Below are 24,654 nucleotides of genomic sequence, written 5' to 3'. Positions count from 1 at the left end.
AATTTTCCTCAGAAGGTAGAATGGGGACAAGACGAAATGTAAGCGCAATCAATATGAAATGGGGTGGACTTAAGTGTTTAGAAGTATAAGACGTATGATTGCAGTATTGATCACGATGACGCTTTTTGCCGGCATGACGCCTGTATATGCAGCAGACAATCCTCCCACAGAGAACGGCGGATTTATGGCGGAAGCGGGCAACCCCGGAGATTTTCCATTGGCGGCCAACGGGACTGCAGCAACCATCTGGGTTGACGCCGGGGAGAATGCTCCGGTCAGACGAGTGGTGAACGACTTCAAGGAGGATATCAAACGGGTCGCCGATCTGGACGCCAATGTGAGCAGTGCCGCTGTCCTTCCCGCAGGTCCTGTAGTGATCGTGGGTACGTTGGATGGAAGCGGCCAAATCAAGACGCTGGTTGACGAGGGGAAAATTGCTGCCAGCGAAGTAAGCGCTATCAAAGATAAATGGGAAGCCTATCTAATCAAGGTGGTGGATGAAAATACCCTGGTTATAGCAGGCTCGGATTCCCGCGGCGCTGTTTTTGGCGTATACGAGATATCGGAACGGATGGGCGTAAGCCCATGGTATTTTTTCGCCGACGCAGCGATCCAAACCAAGAATGCAGTCTATGTAACGGCCAATACGTCAATCATTGACATGCCCGATGTGCAGTACCGCGGAGTTTTCCTCAATGATGAGGAGAAGCTTAGCCGCTGGGCAACCGAAGTGTTTAAAGACCCCGACACCATGGGACCGAAAACGTATGCCAAAATCTTCGAGCTTATTTTGCGGCTGAAGGGCAACTACATCTGGGCCGCCATGCACGTCAATTCGATTAACAATGTGCCGGGTAATATCGATTTGGTGCAGGAATACGGCATCGTGCTGGGCTCCAGCCACCCCGATATGCTCCTGCGGACCAACGTCCACGAGTGGGATAGGTGGAAAAGCGACTATGCCCAAAAGAATGGCCTTAACGCCAACGATATCAAATATGACTATACAGTAAGCAAGGAAGCATTGCTCCAATATTGGCGTGAAAACATTGAACGCCATAAAAACACCGACGCTCAATGGACACTGGGTATGCGGGGGCTGCATGACGAGGCCTTCAATGCGGAGAATCTCATGTCCGATGAATACCAGCACCTGGGCAATAATCTGGAGGACCGGAAAGCCGGTCTTATGAATGAGATTATCCGGGATCAGCAGCAGCTGCTTAAGGAAGTGCTGGATCAGGACAAATATGCAAAGTCCTTCCAGGCGCTTATTCCGTACAAGGAAGTCCTGCCGATCTATAATAACCCGACCTTTGATCTGCCGGAAAATGTGACGGTGATATGGTGCGATGATAATCACGGCATGATGCGGAGGATGCCTGACGCTGCAGAACGGGCGCGTGAGGGTGGACACGGGTTATACTACCACGTTTCCTACTGGGCTCCGGTGGACCAAAGCTATTTGTGGCTCAGCTCAATTCCCCTTGCCTTGATGGGGGAGGAGCTCAGCAAGTCCTGGGAGCATAATATCCGGAAGTCCTGGATTCTGAATGTGGGCGATATCAAGCCGCAGGAAGCCGAGATGACCTTCTTTATCCGTTACGGATGGGACGTAGAGAGGTACAAGAATCAGGCGGATCAATTTTTGAAGGACTGGATTGGGGAGCACTTTGGCAGCCAGTATAGCGACGAGGCAGCTGACATTCTCACTGCCTTCTACCAGCATACTATTGTCCGCAAGCTTGAGCATATGAAGGATGGCCTGTTTAACCAGACTCATTATGGAGATGAGAGCTCCAAGCGGGTGGCCGTGTATCAGGATTTGTTCGACCGCACTGCGGCTATCTATAATGCGCTGCCCGAGGAGCAGAAGCTGGCCTTCTATGAACTGGTGCAATCGAAAATTAACTGGGCGTACTATGTCAATAAGGCTTACTATTATGCGGATAAAAGCAATCTGGCCTTCGATCAGGGCAGGATGGCCTCCGCCGACGCGATGCTCAGGCTTTCGCAGGAAGCCGACTTGGCGAAGAAAGCGGAAATTGAGCGTTACAGCACGATGGCAGACGGCAAGTGGAAGGGATTCATTGATCCGGAGAATGCGGCGCCTCCCGTCATTAACCAGCTTCCCCCCGGCACGCCGGCGCTGGTGCTGGGAGAACCGTCCATGGGCGTGGTTGTGCAGGGCGAGACGGCACCTCAGGAGAACTCCAGGCTGGTCTTCTCCCCTTACAACCAGGACGGTAAATTCATCGATGTCTTCAATAAGGGAGCGGGCAGTGTCAGTTGGACTGCCAGTGCCAATGAGCCATGGGTGCAGCTTTCCTCCGCATCCGGAACTGTCCATGACGAGACCCGCCTCTGGGTTGCGATTGATCAGATGGAAGCCCACAAAGGCGCTACTGCAGCGATTACAATTACCGATACTGCCACCGGCGCAACCAAGACCATTCAGGCAGCAATTGAGAGTCCCGCAGCCGCCTTATCCGCAATCACCGGCTACGCGGAGGCTGACGGCTATGTTTCCATGGAAGCCGAGCATTACAGCCGCTTGAACACCAACGGGGATAAGACCTGGCAAATCATTCATGACGCGGGCCGCGCTTTTGGCCATGATGTAGTACGCGCTTATGCGCCCGATCTGGGAGCTGTGGAGGAGAGTGCGATTACTGCGGCTGCCCCCAGCCTGGAGTATGACATCAACCTGACCTCCTCCGGCCAGTTCCCGTTGGAGGTATACCGGATTCCCACGCTGAACTCTAAGGGAAAGGTGCGTTTTGCCGTATCGGTGGACGACGGAGTCCCGATTGTAGTGGAATCCGCTGCGGCCGACGAGGGACAAGGCACCATCTGGGTGAGCAATCTCTTCCACATGATTGAGAAGCATGTGGTGACTCTGCCCGCTCTGTCAGCCGGAAAGCACACCGTTAAGCTATGGATGGTGGACAGCTTCATCATGATTGACAAGATGGTGCTGTACACCGGTCCGGAGGGCGTGGTTCCCAGCGAGCTTGGCCCTGACGAGAGCTACCATCATGAATACAATACAGAGTTTAGCCCCGGCACCGAGCCTCTGCCTTGGACCTCAAAGGCGGCTGAACCGAAAAACATCCCGGCCGGCTGGGGGAAAGGCGCTTTTGTTGAAGCGGATGGAAAGGTAAGCCTTGAGGCCGAGTACGCCATGGAGCATGTGCTGGAATCGGAAAGCCAGATTACGGCTGATATGAAGGCGTACACCGTTTCCAAGCGGGATAAGGCTGCCCAGGTACCAGGAAAGATTCCCAATGGCTGGCGCCTCACCCAATCGGACACCGGCATGGCCATGCGTCTTCCCGATCTGGGCGGACAGTGGTCGGAGAATGCCGAATTCCCTGTGTATAGTCCGGAATTGACGTACAAAATCAATTTTGGCAATACGGGTACGTATAATGTCTGGCTGCGCTGGCGGTATGTGGACAACGCTTCCGACTCCATTCGCGGCGGTTTGGATGGCAGTCTTGGAAACTTCTCGACAGATGTTTTCTTCAGCAATAATTTGGATGAGAAATGGCATTGGAAAAACGTGGGCAAGGTTAGCGTCGCCACAGCCGGAGAGCATTCCTTCAACCTGTGGATGCGCGAGGACGGTCTGTATGTCGACCGCATCTACCTGACGAAGAGCAGCGAAACCCCAACCGACGCAATCTGGAATCCCTCTCTCCGGACGGAGAGTACGGTAGGACAGAGGCTCCAGGCAGCGGTGAACGCAAAGCGCGCCGCGATGTCCGGGATCTCTTATCCATTGGGTGATGCTCTTGGCCATTACCGTCAGTCCGCCTATGACTCCTTGATGAGTGCGCTGAATGCAGCGGATGCCTTGGCCAAAAGCGGTACGGCTACAGAGCAGCAAGCCGACGAAGCCCTGAATGCCATTACTGCCGCCGAAGCCGCTCTGCCCGACGCTCTTGTCCTTGAACGGGACGGCAAAGCCTATAACGCGTACAGGGATTTTTCCGGTGATGAGGTGGGCAAGTTTCCTTATGGCTTTAACATTGAAGGAATGACCAACGGCGCTGCGGCCTCTGTGCAAGAGGAGGACGGGAACCGCTTCCTGCGTCTGACTACCACCTCTACTTCAGGCAAATCCGATCTGTTCCTGCCGTATGCAGGGGAGGTAAAGGCCGCCGGAAATCAGCGGATCGTCGTCGAATACCGCGCCAGATTCAACGGGAGCTTCCAATATGCCAACGGCGCCATGGTGAGAAACGACAGCGGTACAGGCAATTATTCCATGGTTACTGCCTTTGAAAATGCAAGTGGCGTACACCAGATTAAAGTGCATAAGGGCACATCCAATGCGGATAAGGTCAGCGTCAAATCCTTCGATTACAATCAATGGCACACCTTCAAGATGGTGGCCAACTGGGATGCCCGGACGTATACCGTCTATATGGACAATGATCCTGTACCGGTAGCCACCGACTTCAGCTTCCGCCACACAGGCGGCACCAAGCTGACTGGCCAGCGTTTCGGAATCGATAACATGCCCAACGGCTCCATCGACTTTGATGACTTTAAGGTTAGCATCATAGATCCAACCAAGCCGGATATGCCAAGGATCAAGGTTGCTGCTGTCGGCGACAGCATTACCTTTGGCTCTGACTCGGCAGGTCCCATCAAGCCTGAGGATAAATATCCCGCCAAGCTGCAAAGCCTGTTGGGGGCAAATTATGAGGTGGGGAACTTTGGCGTAAGCGGCGCCTCCATGCTGGATAAGGGAACCGATACCGGCGGCGCCCAAAAGGGCTATGTGCACCAGGGAAAATACACGGAGAGCAAGGCCTTCCAGCCCGATGTTGTTATCATTATGCTGGGAACCAATGACTCCAAGGCGCTGAACTGGGAGCCGTACAAAGCGGAGTATGTGGATAATGCGCTGGAGCTCATCAAGAGCTACCGTGATTTGGACTCCCATCCCGTTGTGTACCTGGCTACCTCGCCTACCGTCGTACCCGGGGCCAACCGGTATGGCATCCAGGCCGATGTGCTGCATAACGAGATTGTTCCGCTCCAGAAGCAGATCGCTCTCATTGCCGACAGTGGTTTTATTGACGTACATGATGCAACGAAGAATGCCACACTGGAGCAGTTCCCGGATTATGTACACGGCAATGCCGCCGGCTACACATGGATTGCCAATGCCATTCACGCCGGTATGACGGCGGAACCGGCGCCTAAGGCGTCCGGGATTACTCAGGTTCATCCAGTGGAGCTGAAGTCGCCTTCCGGTCAGACACCGAAGCTGCCCCTGTATGCTCCGGTGGTCTATGCGGATGGGAATACCGGAGTTGCTGAGGTTAGCTGGAATCTGGAAGGACTGACGTTCAATTCGCCCGGCATTGTTCAGGTGCCCGGCAAACTGAAGGGTCTTGAGATCAATGCCGCCGCTGCCGTAGAGGTTATCCCGGGGTGGGGTCTTGATGAAATAGTGGATGAAGTCCGCAGCAGGACGACGGAGCTTTCAATCCCCTTGGGCGAAGGGGTGGGCAGCTATAGTCTGTCCGCGTATAATGCCCTCTTGGCTGCGCTGGTCCATGCGGAGGAATTGTCCGCAGACGGAAATATGACGGAAGAGCAGTTTAACCAGGCGCGGAATGCGCTTGCTCAGGCGGAGGCCGCACTGACTGCCTCACTCCAGCTGACAGAGAATGGTGTCACGTATAACGCGCACCGGGATTTCGAGAATGACATAACGGGCAAGCTGCCCTTTGGAATTGAAGCCACCAAAATCCAGAGCGGCGGCGCGGCGCAGATTGCGGAGGAAGCCGGGAATAAGTTTTTGCGGCTTACCACCGGAACCGGGAGGGGATATGCCAATATGTTCCTTCCGTATATAGGCCAGGTATCCGCAACCGGCGACCAAAGAGTCGTTGTCGAGTATTCCGCACGGTTTAAAGCGGGACTTCAGTACGCAAATGCCTTCCAGCCGAAAAACCAGACAGGCGCCTTCGCCATGACCGTAGCTTTTGAGAATGTTGGCAATGATCCATGGATTAAAGTGGCTGAGGCATCCGTCAGGAAAAATGTGCAGCCCTTCAGCTATGACACCTGGCATCATTTCAAAATCATTGCCGATATGGATGCGCAAGCCTACAGCGTCTATATGGATAACAAGGCTATCGCGGAAAACTTTGCCTTCCGAACGGCGGGCAGTACCGTTCTAACGGGCCATGTCTTCGGCATCGACAACTTCGCCAACGGGCAAGTGGACTTCGATAATATCAAGGTTATGGTTGCAGGAGGACAGGAAAAAGCCGAACAGGCCGCGCCCGAGGGACTTGGTACAATCAATGAAACAGCGGCAGGCGCCAATGATGGGCGTATCCTTGGCGTAGCTGCCTCCATGGAATGGTCTTCGGACAATGGGAGCACATGGTCAAGCGCAGAAGGGGATACCATTGCAAATCTGGCTCCGGGGGCATATTGGGTCCGATACCGGGAGACCGATACCCATAAAGCCAGTCCCCATATGGAGCTGAACATCCTGCGTTTTAGTCTGCCGGGCAATGTCACGGGCGTAAGCCTGGACAAAACCAGCGCCCAACTGTATACCAACTATGGAAGCCCTGCTGTTCAGCTTACGGCATGGATCGAGCCCGCTGACGCCATCAACAAGGCGGTAACATGGGCTACCTCCAATTCCGTTGTCGCTTCCGTATACGACGGTCTTGTAACCGCTCACTCCGCAGGCACGGCCGTAATCAAAGTAACCACTGTTGATGGCGGTTATTCCGATACCTGCACCGTGACCGTAAGTGTGTACAGCGATCCTGGCACACCGGTTCCTGTCACCGGTGTGAGCCTGAATAAGACCGGCGTCCAACTGTATACCAACTATGGAGATTCCACTCTCCAGCTTACCGCAAATGTGGAGCCTGCCGATGCGTCTGACAAGACGGTGGTATGGAGCACCTCAAATCCGGCTGTAGCGACTGTAAACGAAAACGGTCTTGTGAGTGCCCGCGCCGCCGGTACCGCTGTGATTACGGCGACTACGGCAGACGGCAGTTACACAGCGTCTTGTGTTGTGACTGTGGGTGTATATGAATCTGACGACAGTAATGAAAGCGACGGAGATGACCAGAGTGGCGGTGGCAATCCCACCGTTCCCACCGCGCCTGCCACTACAATCAAGAACGAGGACGGCAGCACCACCACTACTGTCACCGACCAGACCACCGGAACGGTGACCGAAACTACCAATTGGCCTAACGGCGACCGTGAAGTCGTGAAGACTGAACGGGATGGCACCGTAACCACCACGATCACGGGGGCCAACGGAAGCAAACAGGAAACTGTGACCAAGCCTGATGGAAGCAGCCATTCTGTGGTCACCGATACGAAGGGAGTCAAGGTGGAGACCAGCACCACTTCCCTTGGGGAGATAACGGCCAACATCCATCTGCCGGAAGGAATGGCACAGGCGAAGATTACGATTCCCGTCAAGGCCGCCTCCGCTTCTACAGTGGTTGTTATGGTTCATAAGGACGGAACCAGGGAAGTGATCAAAACTGCTGTACGGACGGAGAACGGATTGAGCTTCACAGCCAAAAGCGATATGACGGTGAAGCTGATGGATAATAAGATTGTGTTCCAGGATGTGCCCGCCAGCCATTGGGCTGCGGAAGCAATTGCCTTCACCGCCAGCCGCGAGCTATTCCTTGGAACGGGTGAAGGAATCTTCGCCCCGGATGAAGCGTTGAGCCGCGCCATGCTCTACACGGTGCTGGCCCGCTTCCACGGCGTGGAGACCGGGGGCGGAGCATCCTGGTACAGCAAAGCGCAGGACTGGGCCATCGACTCCGGAATCAGCGACGGCAGTGCCCCTGAAGCGGCCATTACCCGGGAGCAACTGATTACGATCCTGCACCGGTACGCCGGACAGCCTGCCGCGGGCAACACTAGCAAGAGCTTTGCGGACAGCGGCGAAATTTCCGTCTGGGCCAGCGGAGCCATGGATTGGGCCGTGCAAACGGGTATTCTGAACGGCAAACCAGGGAACCTTCTTGAGCCTGCCAGTGTAGTCTTCCGGGCCGAAGTATCCGCCATTCTCGCGCGCTTTATAGCTTGGAGCAGCAACTAAGAATATTGATCGGATAGAAGGAAAAAAACCAAGGAGTCCGGCGGGTTGTTCCTGCTGGGCTTTTTGGTATCTGTTTTCAGGGAATGCTTGGTTCACATTCAGGGAAATTTCAGGAAAAAGCTATAAACTGCTCTTATATCCCAAACATACCTGAAAGGATGTGCAAGCCCATGCGAATGCGTTCCACATCATTATTGCTGGCGGCGTTATTGGCTTTTTCCTCCATAATGTTTTCCCCGGCTGCCAGTGCCGCGGAGACTCCGGAAACGGTCATCCAGCTATCCGATAGCGGCATTACAGTGGATGGTCAAACGGCTTCCACGGACTCCTCCTCAGCCGTCTATACGGGGGCGGAGATTATTTACTACAAAGCGGGACAAGGCTCCGCTTACGGGGAAGGAACCGCTGCCGATGAACACGAAGCCGGTGAAGCCGAGGCGCATACGGTGGTGACGATTACAGAGCCGGGCACGTACCGTGTATCCGGTACCCTGTCGACCGGCCAGTTGGCTATTGATCTTGGCGAGGATGCCGCGGAGGATTCCGGAGCGGTAGTGAAGCTGATTCTCGATGGGGTCAATATTACGTCCACCGTGGCGCCTGCCGTTATTTTCTACAATGTGTACGAGCCCTACAGCTCCAGCGAGGATACAAAAGGCGTAACCGATCTGTCGTCAGCCGGTGCGCAAGTAGTCATCGCCGATGGTTCGGACAACCATGTGAGCGGCTCCCATGTGGCCAGAATCTACAAGGAGGGCACCACCAAAAAGCTCCATAAATACGATGCGGCCTTCTACTCCAAAATGTCCATGAATATTAGTGGAGAGTCTGCCGGAACCGGTAAGCTGACCATTGTCTCGGATAATGAGGGGCTGGGCTCGGAGCTGCATCTGACCCTGAACGGAGGCAATATCTACATTGAGTCGCAGGATGACGGCATCAATACCAATGAAGACGGCATCTCCGTAACCACCGTTAACGGCGGCTATCTGCACGTCAATGCCGGTTTGGGAGCAGAGGGAGACGGCATCGATTCCAACGGCTATCTGACCATCAATGGCGGAAGCATCGTTACCATGTCCAATGAGCGCAGCCCGGATGGCGGAATTGATGCGGATAAGGATATTCTCCTGAATGGCGGAACGGTTGTCGCATTGGGCACCCGCAACGATGCGGCAAGCAGCAGTTCAAAGCAACCGCTTATGGAGCTGATGTTCGCCTCCACCCAAGCAGCGGGAGGCACCATCGAAATTACGGACACGACCGGCAATAAGCTTCTCAGCCATACGGCGGAAAAGGCGTTCCAGAGCTTGACCTTTACGTCGGCTGAACTGACTTTGAATACGGAATATCATGTGTATGTAAATGGGATACAGCAGCAATACAGCGGCAATTCCTTCGGCATGATGGCCGGAGGTCCTCCCGGAGGCGGCGGACGTCTGGAGGGTACGCCTCCCGGGCAAGGACAGGGTACTCCCCCCGCCGGAAACGGGAATCCGTCTGAACCTCCCTCCGGGGAAAGGCCTGCGATGCCGGAGGGCATGACGCCCCCGAACATGATGCCTTCGGGTATGGACGGGGCCCAGCCCTGGCAGCAGGAAACCACCGGAGAAGCCTCCGCTGCATTTGTGCTGACCGACTCCGTGCACAGCTTCTCCGCCATTACGGATTCCACCGATGCCTCCGGCAAGCAGAAGGTAACCTTCTCCATCAATGACGGCAAAGGCATAACCAACGCAGCATCCGGCGGCACCATTGTTCTGGACAGCATCACGGCAAGCGCCGCCGTGCCGGCAACGGATATACAAATTACAGTTACGGATGTCCCTTCCGAAAATTATTCCGAGACAGCTCTGCTGTCGGAGGGAATGGAGGCCGTCTCGGCCATCCTGCCCAAGGACGACGGCACTTACCGGCTGACTGTTGCGGTGGTGTCCGGCAACGGGGCATACACAGGCGCAACCAGCCTGCAGTTTACCATTGGCGGACTGCCCTTTACGGATGTGAAGCCTGGGGACGCAGCATATGAGGCCATCAAGGCGCTTTATGAGAAAGGCGTGATGGAGGGAACTGCGGACAATGCCTTTTCTCCTGGGGAAGGGTTGTCCCGCGCCGCAGCAGTTACCGTTTTTGGCCGGCTGCTGGGTGTAACGCCTGAGGAAACCGGCTTGTTCAGCGATGTGGAGCAAGGCAGCTGGTACAGCGGCTATGTGGGCTGGGCGGCTCAGGCCGGCTTGGTGGAGGGTGTCGGCAACGGCCAATTTTTTCCAGGCGGCATCATAACTGCAGAGCAAATGAATCTGATTATGGAGCGCTATATCGCCCTGAGCGGTCAAACCTACGAAAAAGCAACAGGCGGCTCCCAGCCGCTGACCCGCGGGGAATTTGCCGCCATTCTTGCTTCTCTGCAGTAGAGTTCGCCCGAGCAATAAAACACCCTGCGCCACTTCAACAGTGGGCAGGGTGTTTTATTGCCTAAGGAATGGAGATGTACACCGTAAACGGATCAACGGGAATATTGCCGGTGGCTTTTTTCAACCCGGAGATTCTGATGACAGTATCCTGGTCTAAAGGAAGTCCTGCCACATTCAGCGCCAATAGTCGCTCCGGCAGCAGCCGGACGGAATCGGCGGAAACAAGGCTGCCATTGGCATATACCTGCAGTCCTTCTGAGGAAGCTGCAAGCTCCTGGTTAAACTGGATTAGCAGGTAGTTGGCCGATGACGGGATATGGAAGGGTGCGTTCTCTGTATTGACGCCCGGTCCAATTGGCTGACTGTAGACAGCGTTGGTGACGGAATGGTCAGGCGATGCATACAGCCCGGCAATGCCGGCTGCAGGGCCGGGAGACGAAGGGCTCACCGCTTCTATACGAATCTCAAACTGCCGCCGGGAGATGCCGTTGGAGCCGGTCACGACTACAATATCGGAGTTCTCCACAATGCCGGTGCGGACGGTGGACCCGTCAGGACCATACAATTCGTAACGCGCCGCCGGGTCTGCGGTGGTCAATGCTTGCTTGAAGGCCTCCACAGTTGTCCCCTGGGGAACCTTTTCAATCCGTTTCGTCCCGTCGTTAATGGAGTAGGAGCCCGAACGCAGCTCTGTGCTGTTGCCTAACTGGCCGACAGTGTTCACCGGGTCGGAGTCTGTGAATTCATTCATGGGCGTGAAGGAGATGCCGCCATCTTTCACAGTCATTTTAAATACAACCCAATACGGTTTGCTGCTGGGGATTAAAGGCATGGCGTAGGTTTGGGCCGGATCTGTTTGCGAACCTTGGTAGACCTTTACCGTTGCAAGGGAGCCCAGCGGGCCCGTGCCCGAGTATTGATGCACATAAAATAAATAATGACCGTCTGCCGGTTTCCGGATAATTGTGGTTTCCGGTCCAAAGGCCGTTGTATCATCCACGTCCAATTCCACTTCCCTGAATGCGCTGCCCCAGTTAAACCGCTCTTTGTACCAGGTATGAAAATTGCTCCCCATCTTGCTCGCCCCAATGAAGTGGGCATCCAGGTCCCGCGGCTCGATTCCCCACGACAACACAATGCGGACTTCGTTGTCCTGGGCGGCGGGGAGGACGGAGGCGTCCTGGTCGCGGTTATAGCTGCCGGCCTCAGCAGAGGCTTCCATAAAGGCAGGGAGAAAGCTTTCCCCCTTCAGTTCTCCGGTATATGCGCCTGCGGCCAAGCGAATGGCATAAACGCCGTTTTTATCTGTCACTGCTTCCCCGGAAGGCGCCGCGCCGTCTACCGGCTTTTCTGTTTTCCTACGGAAGGTGATCCGAATCCCTTCTGCCGGATGTCCGTTAACATCAACAACTCGGCCGGAGAAGCCGGACAACAGCAGGCGGAGATGGCCACCAAAGGCGTCATTCTTTGCCTTGATCCAAACCTCCAGCAACTCGGCGGAATCTGCGGGAAGGGCCGGAAACCCGATGACTCCGGTTTTTGCATCATAGGTCCAGTCCTCAGTATTGAATGGCTTCCCGCCCAGCTTGGCGTCAATGGCAAAATCGGCGATGGTCAACGTCTCCGGCTTTTGGGAGAATCCAAGGGTAATGCTGCCGTTGGAAATGACCGCTTTTTCCAAAAGGGGCATAGCTTTTGCGTGTGTTAAGGAAACATTATCGTTCAGTGTTCCGATGCTTCCCTCCGGGAACTGGAGGAAGACGGGAGCATGGACATCCACAGTCTCAAACCGGCCTTGCAGCGAAACGTAGCTTTGGGTCGGCGTCTCGGCGGAAATCGTCACCTTCTCAAACACCGGAGCAGGCTCTCTTGTGAGAATTTGCTTCACCACAGCGGAGGAGAAGAGTGTGGTTTGCTGCACGCGGACGCCTTTTTCTGCAACAATATCCACGGTTTCCCCCGGATTGTTCACTACAAGAGAAGCCAGGGATGTGTCGGTCAAATGCAGTCCGCCCCTCCCGCTTCCCAGCACCAGGGTTTCCCCATCCACTTGCACGTCCTCAAGGTAAACCGCTTCGCTGTCGACCTTTTCGGTTATGATCAGGCTGCCGGTCACTTTCACCTTGCGCAGCTTCACCCGGGGGGCGTCTATGTACAGGCTGCCGTTGATAACAATGGGGTCTGTCAAGGGCCCGTAAACGGTGTCGGCCTGGGTTAGCTTGAAGATCCCGGTTAGATCCCCATCGGCCGCAGGCAGAAAATCCGGGGTGCCCGTTACATCGATAAAGGTGTTGCCTTCATCGTAATAAAGCCGGTACAAAGCTTCCGGGGTTTGCTGGCCGGTGGTCAGCACCACGGTAGGAGTGCCGGTTTTTACCGCTGTTCCCGTTACCTCCAGCCCGTCGGCAAATGAGAAGGACTTTACATAAGCGGGGTCCGCAATGTTTTTGTCCAGGGTGACCACCACTGTGTTCCGGTCAAAAGCCTCGGCTTTGATAACCCGGAAGGCTTGAGCCAAAGGATTGTTGTCAGTCTGCTTCCCGCCGGAGGCAGAATCGGGAGATGGGGATGGCGCAAGGGCGGGATTCAGCAGCTCCTCCGCTTTGGCTGCGAATTCCGCCTGGCGGGTCCAGCAGGAATAAGCCAATAAAGCCAAGGCTTGCCGCTGCGCATACTCCTTGGGGGCAAACCGTATGGAGCCGTCCCCATTCTCTATGCCGCTAATGAAGCCCAATTTATGGGCTAACGCCACACTGGGTTTGGCCCAGTCCGCCACCTGCTGCAAATCGGTAAAGGGAGCGTCTGCGGCAAGCCGGTCCGCTTTTTCACTTAAGCCCATGGCCCGGATGAATAACACCGCAAGCTCCTCCCGGGTGACTAAGGCATCCGGTGAAAAGGTGGCGGCGGAGGTTCCTTCCGTAATGCTGGCTTCCACCAAAGCCGCTACATAGCCCCGGTACCAGCTGTCTGGCGCTACATCCCCAAAAGCTGCGGGGGGATTGGGGCTTTCCGTTCTTCCGGTAGCCAACACCAATATTTTCGCTAATTCTGCGCGGGTAATTGGCTGGCCGGGGAAGAACCGTCCTTCTTCATATCCTGAAATAATGCCTGCTTGGGCAAGTGCTTCAATTTCCTTTCCTGCATATGAACCGGAGATGTCTGTGAATGGACCTTGCGCTCCTTCCGCGGCAGTGAAGCCGGTGAAGGCTGATGAAAGCGCGACTGCTGCAATCGCCACCTTGGCGATCAGCCGCTGCGCCGCTTGAAGTGCGCGCCTGTTGGCATGGTGGAGCATGTTTTCTGTCCTCCTATTTTTTATTAAATAATGATGAAATGGAGCCGTCAAACAGGTGATTTTCCAGACTGCTTCCTGCTATTCCAGCTTGTGAGAACATTATAGCCCCTTCAGATACAGAACTTTGGAGTATTTTGTCGAATGGCAAAAAAAGTTGAAGGATGGCTCAGGAGGGTTTAGGACATAATGTAATCACCGGGAGAGAGACCCAGGCCGCCAAAGCCGACTTCCCGCTATAGAATGCAGGAATTTGCATAAGACAATGGCAACAGATGAATACTATGGACAGTACACGAGCTCCCATCCACAAAGTGATAAAGCGACACAGGAGATCAACTACTTTTCGCGGAAAGTGAGGCATCAAGAGCATGAAAGCAACTGGGATCGTACGCCGCATTGATGATTTGGGAAGAGTTGTTATTCCGAAGGAAATCCGCAGAACCTTGAGAATCCGTGAGGGAGATCCCCTCGAGATATTCGTAGACCGCGACGGGGAAGTGATTCTGAAGAAGTATTCGCCCATTGGCGAGCTTGGCGATTTCGCCAAGGAATATGCCGAGTCCCTGTTTGAAAGCACTGGCCATATCACCATGATCTCCGACCGGGACAACATTATCGCCATCTCCGGCGGCTCCAAGAAGGATTATTTGGAGAAGCAGATCGGCTCCCTGGTGGAAGCCTGCATGGACCAGCGCAAAGCGGTGCAGGAGCTGAATCCGGGCAGCTACGAAATCTGCAAGGATGTGCAAGAGAACTACAGCTCGGTGACGGTTTCCCCGATTGTAGCCGGCGGAGACCCCATCGGAGCAGTCATTCTGTTCAGCAAGGAAGACGGCGTCAAGATGGGTCAAATGGAAGTCAAAATGGCGGAAACTGCAGCAGGGTTTCTGGCCAAGCAAATGGAGCAATAACCGGTATGTGTGAATCCTGTCCAGCTTCCTTTACAGGCCCAGGCCTGTGGGGGAAGCTTTTTGTCGTGGGGGGAAACCGGAGCGGGACTGGCGTGCGGCAGCCGGATTCGGTATAGTTAAGGGAGCGGAAACGATAACAATCCCCCAAAAGTGACGTGATGCTTCGGGGCCAATTCCGATTACTTTTGGGGGAGCCCCCGATGAAGAGGAATAATTTGCCGTCGCGAAAAGGACAGCTTACATATGGACAAGACAGGGAAGCGGAAGGACGGGTGGGAGGGAAAGCCGGCTTCGGATGCGGGCGTTTCTTTCCTGAAGGGGGCGGCTATACTGGGGATAGCCACGGTTATCTCCAAGGTTCTGGGGACGCTCCAGAAAATTCCGCTGCAAAATATTGCAGGCGATGAAGTATTCGGCATTTATAACGCGGTATATCCGTTGTATTTGTTCATTCTTACCTTGGCCTCGGCGGGCTTCCCCATTGCCGTATCCCGGTTTGTGGCGGAGGCGGCCGGGCGGGGGAGCTTGGCGGAGACAAGGCTGATTTTCCGGCGGGCGGCCTGGATTCTGGCTTTGACCGGCACGGCCGGGTTCGCCGTGCTGTACGCGGCCGCGGATGGGATCGCCGCCCTGATGGGCGTCGAAACAGCCGCCACCGGCATCCGGAGCGTATCCTTTGCGCTGCTGGCTGCGCCGTTGATGGCGGCGGTGCGGGGGTATTTCCAGGGGCTTCAGGACATGGTGCCCACGGCGGTCACCCAGGTAATTGAGCAGGTTGTGCGGGTGGCTGTTATGCTGCTTCTCCTGTTCTGGCTGACAGGACGGCAGGAAGGGGCCGACCGGATCGCCGCCGGGGCTGTTTTTGGTTCGGCCGCCGGAGCGGTTGCCGGATTGGCGGCGGCCTGGCTGTTCTGGCGCCGGCGGTGGCGGCAAGGAGCGGCACAGGGCGGCCGCCGCGAGAGGAGCAAGGCCGAGACTGCGGCAGAGGCGGTGGCGGCTGCTTCCGTCCCGGCAGAGCCTGCGGGAGCGTTCCTGCGGCGCTTCGCCGCTTACGCGGTGCCGGTGTGCCTGGGCTCGCTGGCCATGCCTGTGCTGACGCTGGTGGACACCTTCACCATCCCCCGGCAGCTTATGGCTGCCGGATGGAGCGCCCCGGAGGCCAGCCGCCTGTTCGGCCTGTACAACCACGGCCTGCCGCTGGTGCAGCTGGTGACCATGGTGGCCACCTCCATGGCCGCGGCGCTGGTGCCGGCGGTGGCCCAGGCCAAGGCGGCCCGGGACCCTGGGCTCCTGGCCGCCCGGGTGCGGCCGGTGCTGCGGTTCACCTGGTTGGCCGGATTGGCCGCCGCCTTCGGCCTGGCGGCCACGGCCCTGCCGGTGAACGTGATGCTCTTCGCGTCGCCGGAGGGCTGGCCCGCCATGGCGCTGGTGTCCTTCACCGCGCTGTTCGCCACGCTGCACATTGTCAGCGGCTGCGTGCTGCAGGGCCTTGGCGCGGTGCGGGTTCCGGCCCGTAGCCTGTTCCTGGCTGCGGCGGCCAAAACAGCGGGCAACCTGCTTCTGGTGCCCGCCTGGGGCATCGAGGGCGCCGCGGCCAGCGCCGTCCTCGCTTATGGGCTGGCGTCCGCGCTGAACCTGCGGACGCTTAAAGCGGTGGCGCCGGAGACCCTGGCGCCGCTCCGCTCGCTGCGCCGGCCCGTGGCGGCAGCGTGCATCATGGCCCTGGCGGTGCTGGCGGTGGAGTGGAGCATCCTCCACCTGCCCTGGGGCCAGGGCCACTTCCGGCTGCGGCATACTGCCGCCAGCCTGGCCGCGGTTGCGGCCGGCGCCGCCGTGTACGGGGCGGCGCTGCTCAAGACCAGGGCGCTCACCGAAGCGGAGCTGGCCCTGGTCCCCGGCTTCCACAGTAGGTGGAAGCCGCTCCTGTTGCGGTGGCGCCTCCTGCGGGAGACGCCGCACTCCATATCGAAAGAAGGCTGATCGCGCATGGCGAAGGCAATAACAGTAGTGGGATTGGGCTCGGGAGACGAAAACCAGCTGACCCTGGGGGTGCTGCGGCGGCTCACGGCGGCGGATGCTGTCTATCTGCGGACAGAGGACCATCCGGTGGTCCCCTATCTGAAGGGACAGGGCATCGCCTGCAGCAGCTTTGATCATATCTATGAAGCTCAGTCCAGCTTTGAGGACGTATATGAGGCCATTGCCGCCGAACTGCTCCGGCTGGCGGCGGAAACGGACAAGCAGGTGGTGTATGCCGTGCCGGGCCATCCCTTTGTGGCGGAGCGGACCACCCTGCTTCTTCGGGAACGGTGCGCCGCGGCAGGGATTTCCTTCGAGGCGGTAGGCGGGGAAAGCTTCCTGGATCAGGCCTTTGCCCGCTTCGGATTCGACCCCATTGAGGGCTTTCAGCTGCTGGACGCCTCCAGCCTGTCCATGTCCGTGCTGAACCCCCGGCTGCACACGGTGATCGGCCAGGTGTACGACATGTATACCGCCTCCGATGCCAAGCTGGCCCTGATGGAGCTGTACCCCGATGAGCATACCGTATGGGTGGGCCATGCCTTGGGGGTAGCGGGCAGCGAGTCCATGACGGCGGTGCCCCTGTATGAGCTGGACCGGCTCACAGGGTACGGCAACCTGTCGCTGATTTATGTGCCGCCTACTCAGGCAGACGCCGTAATCAACAAGACTTTTCCCCGGCTGCACGAAATTGTGCGCATTCTCCGCAGTCCGGAGGGCTGCCCCTGGGACCGGGAGCAGACCCATCAGAGCATCCGCAAAAACCTGATTGAAGAAACCTACGAGGTTTTGGAAACACTGGATGATGATGACCCGGACGCCATGTGCGAGGAGATGGGCGATCTCCTTCTGCAGATTATGCTCCACGCCCAAATGGAGGAGGAGACAGGCAGCTTCACGGCCTATGATGTCATCGCCGGGCTGAACGAGAAGCTGCTCCGCCGCCATCCCCATGTGTTCGGCAGCCGCGATGCGGACAATTCCGAAGAAGCGCTGGCCCGCTGGGAAGAGGTGAAGGCGGAGGAAAAACGCCAAAAAGGTCTGAAGCCCGAGGCTCTCTCTGCGCTTCATGGAGTGCCCCGCGACCTTCCCGGCCTGATGAAGGCCTACAAGCTCCAGAAGAAAGCGGCCAAGGTGGGTTTTGACTGGGACCGCATGGAGGATGTGCTGGCCAAGGTGGAGGAGGAGCTGGCGGAGCTGAAGGCCGAGCTGGGTTTGCCGGCGGAAGCGGGCGCTTCCCCTTCGGCGGCGGTCGCTCCCGAACGCCAGGTGGAGGAGCTGGGGGACCTGCTGTTTGCCCTTGTCAATCTGGCCCGTTTCCTGTCCTGTGATCCCGAGGAGGCCCTCTCCCGGACCAACCGCAAGTTTGTCCGGCGGTTCACCTACGTGGAGGAGAAGCTGAGAGAACGGGGCCTAAAACCGGCGGATGCCACTCTGGAGGAGATGGAGCGCTATTGGCAGGAGGCCAAAACACTTTCTCCGGAAGAGGCCCTCTGAATTCATTTGGTCCGGGCCGGAGGCAGGAGGAGGCAGGATAAAGGGAGGCTTCACAGAAAAAAGTTTTGCTTAATCGCCCTTTGTTAGCAGGATTTTCCGGCAGCATCCAGAATAAGTAGACGATAAACAGGCTTTGTATGTCTCGTTTGCAGGCAGCAAGAGCTTAACCTAACAATTCAGACGCCGGATTCGCCGGCAGCTTGAAACCATTTTTTGGGGAGGATTATCCAGAATGAATAAAACGGATCTTGTAAACAAAATTTCGGAAAAAAGCGGCTTGACCAAGCGCGATGTAGAAGTGGTTCTGAACAGCTTCGTCGGTGAAGTGACGGAAGCGCTGTCTGCCGGCGACAAGGTTCAGCTGGTTGGCTTCGGCACCTTTGAAACCCGCAAGCGCTCCGGCCGCACCGGCCGCAATCCCCAGAACGGCGATCCCATCGCCATCCCGGAATCGGTGATTCCCGCCTTCAAGGCAGGCAATAAGCTGAGAGACGCTGTTAAATAATGAGGCTGGACAAATATCTGAAGGTTTCCCGTCTGATCAAGAGGCGTACTGTGGCCCAAGAGGTCTCGGACCAGGGGCGGGTGTATCTGAACGGCCGCGAGGCGAAGAAGAGCAGCGAGGTTAAGGTGGGGGATGAGCTGACCATCCGCTTTGGCCAAAAAAGCGTGACCGTGCGGGTGGAGAGCGTCGCCGAAACCTCCCGCAAGGATGAAGCAGCCGGTATGTACACGGTGCTCCGCGAGGAGAGCCATAAGGAATAAACGGTATGCACCGGCCCGGGGATCTCCCGGCCGGTGTTTTCGTTATCTGCAGTTTTTGTCGGATTTGAAAAAAACCAAGCCCCTGGTTCTAAACCCGAACAATCTCCCATACCCTTATGGTAAAGCAGGCGTGGACACGCAGTTGTTGGCAGTTGCCTTAAGTCCGCGCGAACGTAGGGAGGGACATGCCATGGTGGTGGAAACGGGCAAAATCAAGCGCCAGGAAGTCAAAATGCTGAACCGGAAGCTTTTGGAGCTGTCCGGGGTATTGAATGTGGAGAGCTTCGACAACGAGGAGTTTTTGTTGGAGACAGAGATGGGGTACCTGATGATTAAGGGCTCCAATCTCCATATCAAGAACCTGAGCCTGGAGCAGGGATTGGTCGCCATCGAGGGATTGGTGAACGAACTGGCCTATGTGGACGGGGGAAGCGGAAGCAAATCCAAGGGTTTTTTGGGGAAGCTGTTTAAGTGAGTCTGTCTGTGCAATTTGCCACCATGGGGCTTATGCTGGCCAGCGGAATGGGGATCGGCCTCCTGTTCGACCTGTACCGGGTCCTGGCCCATGAGCTCCGGATTCCCCGATGGCTGATCCCTCTCTTTGACCTGGCCTATTGGGCAATCGCCACGATTTTTGTATTCCGCATGTTATTTATCGGCAATTTCGGACAAGTCCGGATTTTTGTGTTTCTGGGACTGGCTGCCGGATACACCGTTTATTTTTTGGGATTAAGCCGAACTTCCGTCAAAATGATCCGGTTATTGCTCCGCGGAATTGAAGCCCTGATCCGATTTGTGATACGCTGTGTAGAGATACTTATTATTCGGCCCTTCCGATTATTGGTCCGAATAGTCCGTTTCCTGCTGGGAATCGTGACTGCAGTCGCTATGTTCCTGTATAAAGTTGTGATACAATTGCTCTATCCTTTGCGTCTTTTGCTCCGTTTTGTAGGACGGGCAGTGCGGCCTTATGCCAAGCTGCCGCGTTGGGTGAAAGGGCCCTGGCAGGCTTTTCGCCGGTGGCTCAAGCGGTAAGACGCTTCATGAACGGGAGGAAAGCTCATGTCCAGGGAACGCGCCGGCAGTGTTGGGAGCAAAACCTCCGCCAGCCTCAAAACTGGCGCAAGCCGCAAGCGTATCCGTCTTCTGACCATAGGTGTGCTGGCGTTGACCTTATGGGCCGGCGCCACGGTGTGGAGCCAGATGCAGAGAACGGACGAGATTGCAATCCGTCTGGAAGCGCTCGGGAGCAAGCTGAACGACACGGTGCAGGTGAACGAAAAGCTCAAGCGCGAGGTGGAGCGGATGTCCGATCCGGAATATCGGGAGGAACGCATCCGCAAGGATAATCATATGTTTAAACAAGGGGAAACGGTGTTCGACGTGCCGCGGACAACTCCGTAAAGGGAGATGTCCGGCTTTTGTTGACCGATTTTGACCCTTCGGGTATAATTCTCGTAGCCCGTTCTTTTGGATCATTCGGATCGGCTTTATTATGTCAAGGGAGGAACAATTACCTTTATGGCAATTGAAGTAGGCAGCAAGCTTGAGGGAAAGGTGACAGGCATCACTCATTTCGGGGCGTTCGTGGAACTTCCGGAAGGACAGACAGGCCTTGTTCACATCTCGGAAATTGCGGACAATTACGTGAAAGATGTTAATGATCATCTGAAGCTGGCGGATAAGGTTCTCGTCAAGGTGATCAACGTGGACAAGGACGGAAAGATCGGCCTTTCAATCAAGCAAGCCGTCGACAAACCTCCAGGTGAGACCCCGGCCAGACCTGAACGCCGCAGCTTTCCTCCCCGCGAACGCAGTGAAGGCGGATTTGGCGGCGGTGGTGGTGGCGGAGGATTTGGAGGAGGCGGACGCGGCGATCGCGGCGGACGTTCCTTCCACAAGGCCCCCATGGGCAAGCCGTCCTTTGAAGACAAGATGTCCAAGTTCTTGAAGGACAGCGAGGAGCGGATGTCCTCTCTGAAGAAGAATACGGAAGGCAAGCGGGGAGGCCGAGGCGCGCGCCGCGACTAAGCCACCCGACACCCATAGAGCCGTGCGGACCTCGTGAATCCGTACGGCTTTTTTTGCGTCTTGACGGCCTCCCGATTCATCGGGTATACTCATGCTTGTCTATACGCGGCGGCGTAGCTCAGCTGGCTAGAGCGTTCGGTTCATACCCGAAAGGTCAGGGGTTCGATTCCCTTCGCCGCTATATATGGTTTACCGCAATCCCTTGCCCCGGAGGCAGGGGATTTTTTTTGCGGGCTCCCAGGTATTTCTTGATATTTATTGACATTGACGCACGGTCAAGTGATATGTTTATTTTGTAATCCTGCTAAAGGGAGCAGAAAACATGGGTTTGGTAAAAATAACCGATCTGACAAACATGCTTGGGATCACATCCCGCAGTCTTCGCTATTATGAGCAGGAAGGGTTGATCCAAAGCGCCCGGTCGTATTCCGGAAAATACAGATGCTATGACGCGGCGAATATCGAGCGATTGAAGCAGATCATGGTGCTTCGGAAGATGAAGATTCCCATCAAGGACATCATTCGCATTTACGGAAGCGCGGATATGAGCGTCGTGGTGGAAACGTTTGTGAACCGCATACGCGCCATCGACGAAGAGGTGAACGCATTAACAGAGCTCCGCCGTATTGTGAATGAGTTTTTGCTGGCCATGATGCAAAATGGAATCACCAAGATTTCGGCATTGCCCATTCTGTATGAGAAGATGGAGAAGCAGCTCGACACGTTGGAGAGGAGTAGAACCATGAGCTATGATGAACTTTCCGCTATATCGGACAGATTGTCAAAGCCTATCGAACCCTCCATTGTGGCACTGCCGCCCATGCGGGTTTTATCATCATGTCTGAAAGGAAGCGAGCAAACGTCCGATCCGGAGGGGTTCTGGCGGTGGGTGCAGACCCACGGTCTCGCCCCCGGTGCGCCGGGAGCGCATGAGCGCTTTGAGTTCCAAACAGACGCAGGCGACATCACCGTTATAAAAATCGCTGACGACTTTGAAAATAAAGGCCCTTATGCAGACTACAGATTCGAGGGAGGCCTGTTCGCGGCTGCCAATGTATATTTGGACGAGGACATGAGCGAGCGCTTCCGCTCCCTCGTGTCTGGCTTCGACGGCAACCCGTACTACGAAATCGACTATACGCACGACGGCCGTTTGCGCCACGAGGTGATGCTGGAGGACTTGATCTCCCCGGACGGTCAAAGGAGTCTGGTGTCCTTGCTCGTACCCGTTAAAAAGCGTTTGCCCGACTCGAAACTTTTCCGCAAGCCGGAAGAAATGGATCACGGATCTATCACGGTTGAGGAAATCGAAAATGCCAATCCGATTCTATGGACGCAAGATGTAGCAATGGACCAGCTGATCCCGATCAATCGCCCGCATTATCGTGTTACCGAGCAAGGGGAAGCGGAGTTTATTTCCTGGATAGCGACGCGGGTATTATCGACCCATGTGGCGGTCAGGCTGCCCTTTCGCGTGGACATGGAGTTCTTGGTCGGAGACGAGAGCGGCGGCTGGGGCCATGGGAAAAACGATGGCAGCATCCGTTTCCATCACGGCGAGGACCTGAATTACCTGTTTGGCGTCAATATGAACAACAATCCTGACGAAAGGTTATCTCAGGAAGCGATCTGCTTCCACCAGCCGGTATTCGGCGACTATTTCAGCTTCCCTAAGCGCGGCGGAATCAACCCGAATATATACAATCATTTGACATGGATTGCGGGTCCAAAGCATTTCGCAGTTATCCTCAACGGCGAGGTCCGCTATTGCGGCGTGAATTTCCCCTACATGGCGGCTGACATCAGCCGTGAGCCGGCTCGCCCCATTATTCTGGGCTCCAACAGCTCCATCAAAAAATATTTCCGTTCCATCCGCGTTTCTCAGCTTGTACAGGTGCCAAAATCCAAAATCAAGGAGGGCGCGCTTACCGTGAACATGAAACAGAGCAATAACACCATTCCCAATCTCCACAGATTTATCACCAGCGAATACGGTGAAAATTACTGGTTTAACGGCTGTGCCCGGTATGTGATGGAATGTCTTGGCGAATATATCGATGAGCCGGATTTCGGCTATTGGTTTTTCGCCGGGCTGACGGGCGACATTCTGGCCCAGGTGTATTCCTATGGCGAATACATGGGCGAGGCGGTATCGTCGTGCAGGTTTGTCCGCGAAGGCGGCGGCTATTTGGAAAGCATCTTTGAAAAATGCGGATATGCCAGCACTTTTGTGACGGAAAAACAGCTTCTTGCCAACAAGGAAATGTACGTGCAGACCATGATCGCTTACATCGACAAGGGGGTGCCCGTCATCGCCGTAACGCGCAACGGCCCTCCTTGGGGTATCTACGTCGGCTATGAGGAGCATGGCAAAACGCTGCTGTACCTGACGGGCGACAAAACCGAACCCGACCGTGTACCTCTTGAGCAGGTCATTGATGAGCATGCAGCCTCAACCCATGCCGCCAAGGGATGGCTTTTCGTCGGCGAAAAGAAGCGGCCGGTGGATCTAAAGCAGATATATCGGGATGTGATACTCGATATGCCCAGGCTGTTCACCGTAAAGACCGATGCGTTTTGCTTCGGTCCGGAGGCCTTTCGCGCTTGGGCCAACGGTATCGAGAACGGAAAGTTTGACGGCATGATGCCCGAGGAATTCGATGACGGATGGGCCATGCATACGAGCAACATATGCAACATGGCGACAAACGGGAGCTGCGTCTTTGCCTTCTTGGAACGGGCTCAGGCGTTGAACCCCGACTTTGCCTTCCTTGAGGAGATCGGCAAGCTCTACCGGCGCACGGCGGAAATCTGGAACCGTGACAACGGCAACGACCTGGAGGCCTTGGGCGGGGGCTTCAATGTGACGCTGATCAACTTGCAGGACAAGGACAAGCGCAGCAAAATCGCGGCGAGAATCAGAGAAGCGGCGCTGTGCATGGATAAGGTTCTTGAAATACTGAATGAGAATTTACATGAATAGAGAGAGGTTTACCGTTATAACGCAGGCTGTCCGAAAAGCCAAATGGGAGGAATAAATATTCAGCAAGCTACAATCTCTCCCGGAAAAAGGCTGTCTTGAGAGCTTCAAAAATGGGAAAACTCTAACGAATCTAGGTATCGCTATTTGACTATATGTGAGCATATTTTAAATCTAACGAATCGTAGGATCGCTATTTGTCCGAATGTGCGCCGAAAGGCGTTCAAACCGGCGAATAACGTGATATAGATTCGTTAGATTTTTTATCATGCCCGTTTTCGCGAAATAGCGTGAGAGAGATTCGTTAGCCAGATTCGGCTTGTCCTAAGACGTATGCTTCCGAAGCGGGTTTTCCTGCAGAAAACCCGTTATCTCCCGGTCCTTTCTGCCGAATATGGATTCACCTTGGCGTACTTTTCGGACAGCCCTGTTATTTCATGCGGAAGAAGAGGCTGTCTGAGCAGATCAACAGTCCCTCAACAGTCCCGCCAAAATGATTTTTTTGCAGTTCTTGGCGTTCCGTCAGCCGGACTGATTTACATCGACATCATTTTTCGGCGGCGCGCGCTCACGTTTTGCGGATTGCTGGGGAAAGGGCGGCAGCCAACCGGCCCTCC

General features: G+C 55.7%; 13 protein-coding genes and 1 tRNA gene. 13 read left to right on the top strand and 1 reads right to left on the bottom strand.

All coding sequences use genetic code 11. The features are described 5' to 3' along the window. Nucleotides 1–94 precede the first annotated feature (94 nt). Both DQG13_RS21360 and DQG13_RS21355 read left to right on the top strand, forming a co-directional pair. Nucleotides 95–8,125, top strand: a complete 8,031-nt coding sequence (locus tag DQG13_RS21360; protein ID WP_258525799.1) for a glycosyl hydrolase 115 family protein — start codon at nt 95–97, stop codon at nt 8,123–8,125. Between the two features lie 170 nt (nt 8,126–8,295). Next, on the top strand, nt 8,296–10,539 hold the full coding sequence (locus DQG13_RS21355; protein WP_181592902.1) for a carbohydrate-binding domain-containing protein: 2,244 nt from the start codon (nt 8,296–8,298) through the stop codon (nt 10,537–10,539). A gap of 61 nt (nt 10,540–10,600) precedes the next feature. Here DQG13_RS21355 and DQG13_RS21350 read toward each other — a convergent pair whose 3' ends face one another. Beyond that, nucleotides 10,601–13,834 carry an S-layer homology domain-containing protein gene (locus DQG13_RS21350; RefSeq protein WP_113021969.1) on the bottom strand — a complete coding sequence of 1,078 codons (3,234 nt, stop codon included), beginning with the start codon at nt 13,832–13,834 and terminating at the stop codon, nt 10,601–10,603. 368 nt (nt 13,835–14,202) lie between these two features. Here DQG13_RS21350 and spoVT point away from each other — a divergent pair, with 368 nt between their 5' ends. The 11 genes from spoVT to DQG13_RS21295 all read left to right on the top strand — a co-directional run bounded on the left by spoVT (nt 14,203) and on the right by DQG13_RS21295 (nt 24,040). Then, entirely contained in the window at nt 14,203–14,745 is a 543-nt protein-coding gene (gene spoVT, locus DQG13_RS21345) for a stage V sporulation protein T (protein ID WP_113021967.1), read from the top strand. 243 nt (nt 14,746–14,988) lie between these two features. Next, nucleotides 14,989–16,725: a putative polysaccharide biosynthesis protein gene (locus DQG13_RS21340; RefSeq protein WP_113021965.1), complete on the top strand. Its 1,737-nt coding sequence runs from the start codon at nt 14,989–14,991 to the stop codon at nt 16,723–16,725. 6 nt (nt 16,726–16,731) lie between these two features. After that, nucleotides 16,732–18,261: a bifunctional methyltransferase/pyrophosphohydrolase YabN gene (yabN, locus tag DQG13_RS21335; RefSeq protein ID WP_113021963.1), complete on the top strand. Its 1,530-nt coding sequence runs from the start codon at nt 16,732–16,734 to the stop codon at nt 18,259–18,261. 232 nt (nt 18,262–18,493) lie between these two features. After that, complete coding sequence (locus DQG13_RS21330; protein WP_113021961.1) at nt 18,494–18,766, top strand: HU family DNA-binding protein; 273 nt, start codon at nt 18,494–18,496, stop codon at nt 18,764–18,766. Next, nucleotides 18,766–19,026 (top strand): RNA-binding S4 domain-containing protein, encoded by a 261-nt coding sequence (locus tag DQG13_RS21325; RefSeq protein ID WP_113021960.1) that lies wholly within the window; start codon nt 18,766–18,768, stop codon nt 19,024–19,026. The genes DQG13_RS21330 and DQG13_RS21325 overlap by 1 nt, the downstream gene beginning before the upstream one ends. Before the next feature lie 190 nt (nt 19,027–19,216). Continuing rightward, on the top strand, nt 19,217–19,501 hold the full coding sequence (gene yabP, locus DQG13_RS21320; protein WP_113021958.1) for a sporulation protein YabP: 285 nt from the start codon (nt 19,217–19,219) through the stop codon (nt 19,499–19,501). Continuing rightward, complete coding sequence (gene yabQ, locus DQG13_RS21315; protein ID WP_113021956.1) at nt 19,498–20,061, top strand: spore cortex biosynthesis protein YabQ; 564 nt, start codon at nt 19,498–19,500, stop codon at nt 20,059–20,061. The genes yabP and yabQ overlap by 4 nt, the downstream gene beginning before the upstream one ends. Nucleotides 20,062–20,088: 27 nt before the next feature. Then, nucleotides 20,089–20,430: an FtsB family cell division protein gene (locus tag DQG13_RS21310; RefSeq protein WP_113021954.1), complete on the top strand. Its 342-nt coding sequence runs from the start codon at nt 20,089–20,091 to the stop codon at nt 20,428–20,430. 117 nt (nt 20,431–20,547) lie between these two features. Further along, a complete protein-coding gene (locus DQG13_RS21305) occupies nt 20,548–21,057 on the top strand; it encodes a S1 domain-containing RNA-binding protein (RefSeq protein ID WP_113021953.1) in 510 nt (169 codons plus the stop codon). 107 nt (nt 21,058–21,164) lie between these two features. Then, nucleotides 21,165–21,238: transfer RNA gene (locus DQG13_RS21300), tRNA-Met, on the top strand. Nucleotides 21,239–21,379: 141 nt separating this feature from the next. Then, complete coding sequence (locus DQG13_RS21295) at nt 21,380–24,040, top strand: MerR family transcriptional regulator (protein ID WP_113021951.1); 2,661 nt, start codon at nt 21,380–21,382, stop codon at nt 24,038–24,040. The last annotated feature ends 614 nt before the right edge of the window (nt 24,041–24,654 follow it).

Source organism: Paenibacillus sp. YN15, from assembly GCF_003285005.1.
GTDB lineage: Bacteria > Bacillota > Bacilli > Paenibacillales > NBRC-103111 > Paenibacillus_AR.
This window is presented reverse-complemented; position numbering and strand designations above follow the sequence as displayed.

What these genes read in the sequence shown, in the direction of transcription:
- DQG13_RS21360 (WP_258525799.1), top strand. Translation starts at nt 95, where the DNA reads ATGATTGCAGTATTGATCACGATGACGCTTTTTGCCGGCATGACGCCT.
- DQG13_RS21355 (WP_181592902.1), top strand. Translation starts at nt 8,296, where the DNA reads ATGCGAATGCGTTCCACATCATTATTGCTGGCGGCGTTATTGGCTTTT.
- DQG13_RS21350 (WP_113021969.1), bottom strand. Translation starts at nt 13,834, where the DNA reads ATGCTCCACCATGCCAACAGGCGCGCACTTCAAGCGGCGCAGCGGCTG.
- spoVT (WP_113021967.1), top strand. Translation starts at nt 14,203, where the DNA reads ATGAAAGCAACTGGGATCGTACGCCGCATTGATGATTTGGGAAGAGTT.
- DQG13_RS21340 (WP_113021965.1), top strand. Translation starts at nt 14,989, where the DNA reads ATGGACAAGACAGGGAAGCGGAAGGACGGGTGGGAGGGAAAGCCGGCT.
- yabN (WP_113021963.1), top strand. Translation starts at nt 16,732, where the DNA reads ATGGCGAAGGCAATAACAGTAGTGGGATTGGGCTCGGGAGACGAAAAC.
- DQG13_RS21330 (WP_113021961.1), top strand. Translation starts at nt 18,494, where the DNA reads ATGAATAAAACGGATCTTGTAAACAAAATTTCGGAAAAAAGCGGCTTG.
- DQG13_RS21325 (WP_113021960.1), top strand. Translation starts at nt 18,766, where the DNA reads ATGAGGCTGGACAAATATCTGAAGGTTTCCCGTCTGATCAAGAGGCGT.
- yabP (WP_113021958.1), top strand. Translation starts at nt 19,217, where the DNA reads ATGGTGGTGGAAACGGGCAAAATCAAGCGCCAGGAAGTCAAAATGCTG.
- DQG13_RS21310 (WP_113021954.1), top strand. Translation starts at nt 20,089, where the DNA reads ATGTCCAGGGAACGCGCCGGCAGTGTTGGGAGCAAAACCTCCGCCAGC.
- DQG13_RS21305 (WP_113021953.1), top strand. Translation starts at nt 20,548, where the DNA reads ATGGCAATTGAAGTAGGCAGCAAGCTTGAGGGAAAGGTGACAGGCATC.
- DQG13_RS21295 (WP_113021951.1), top strand. Translation starts at nt 21,380, where the DNA reads ATGGGTTTGGTAAAAATAACCGATCTGACAAACATGCTTGGGATCACA.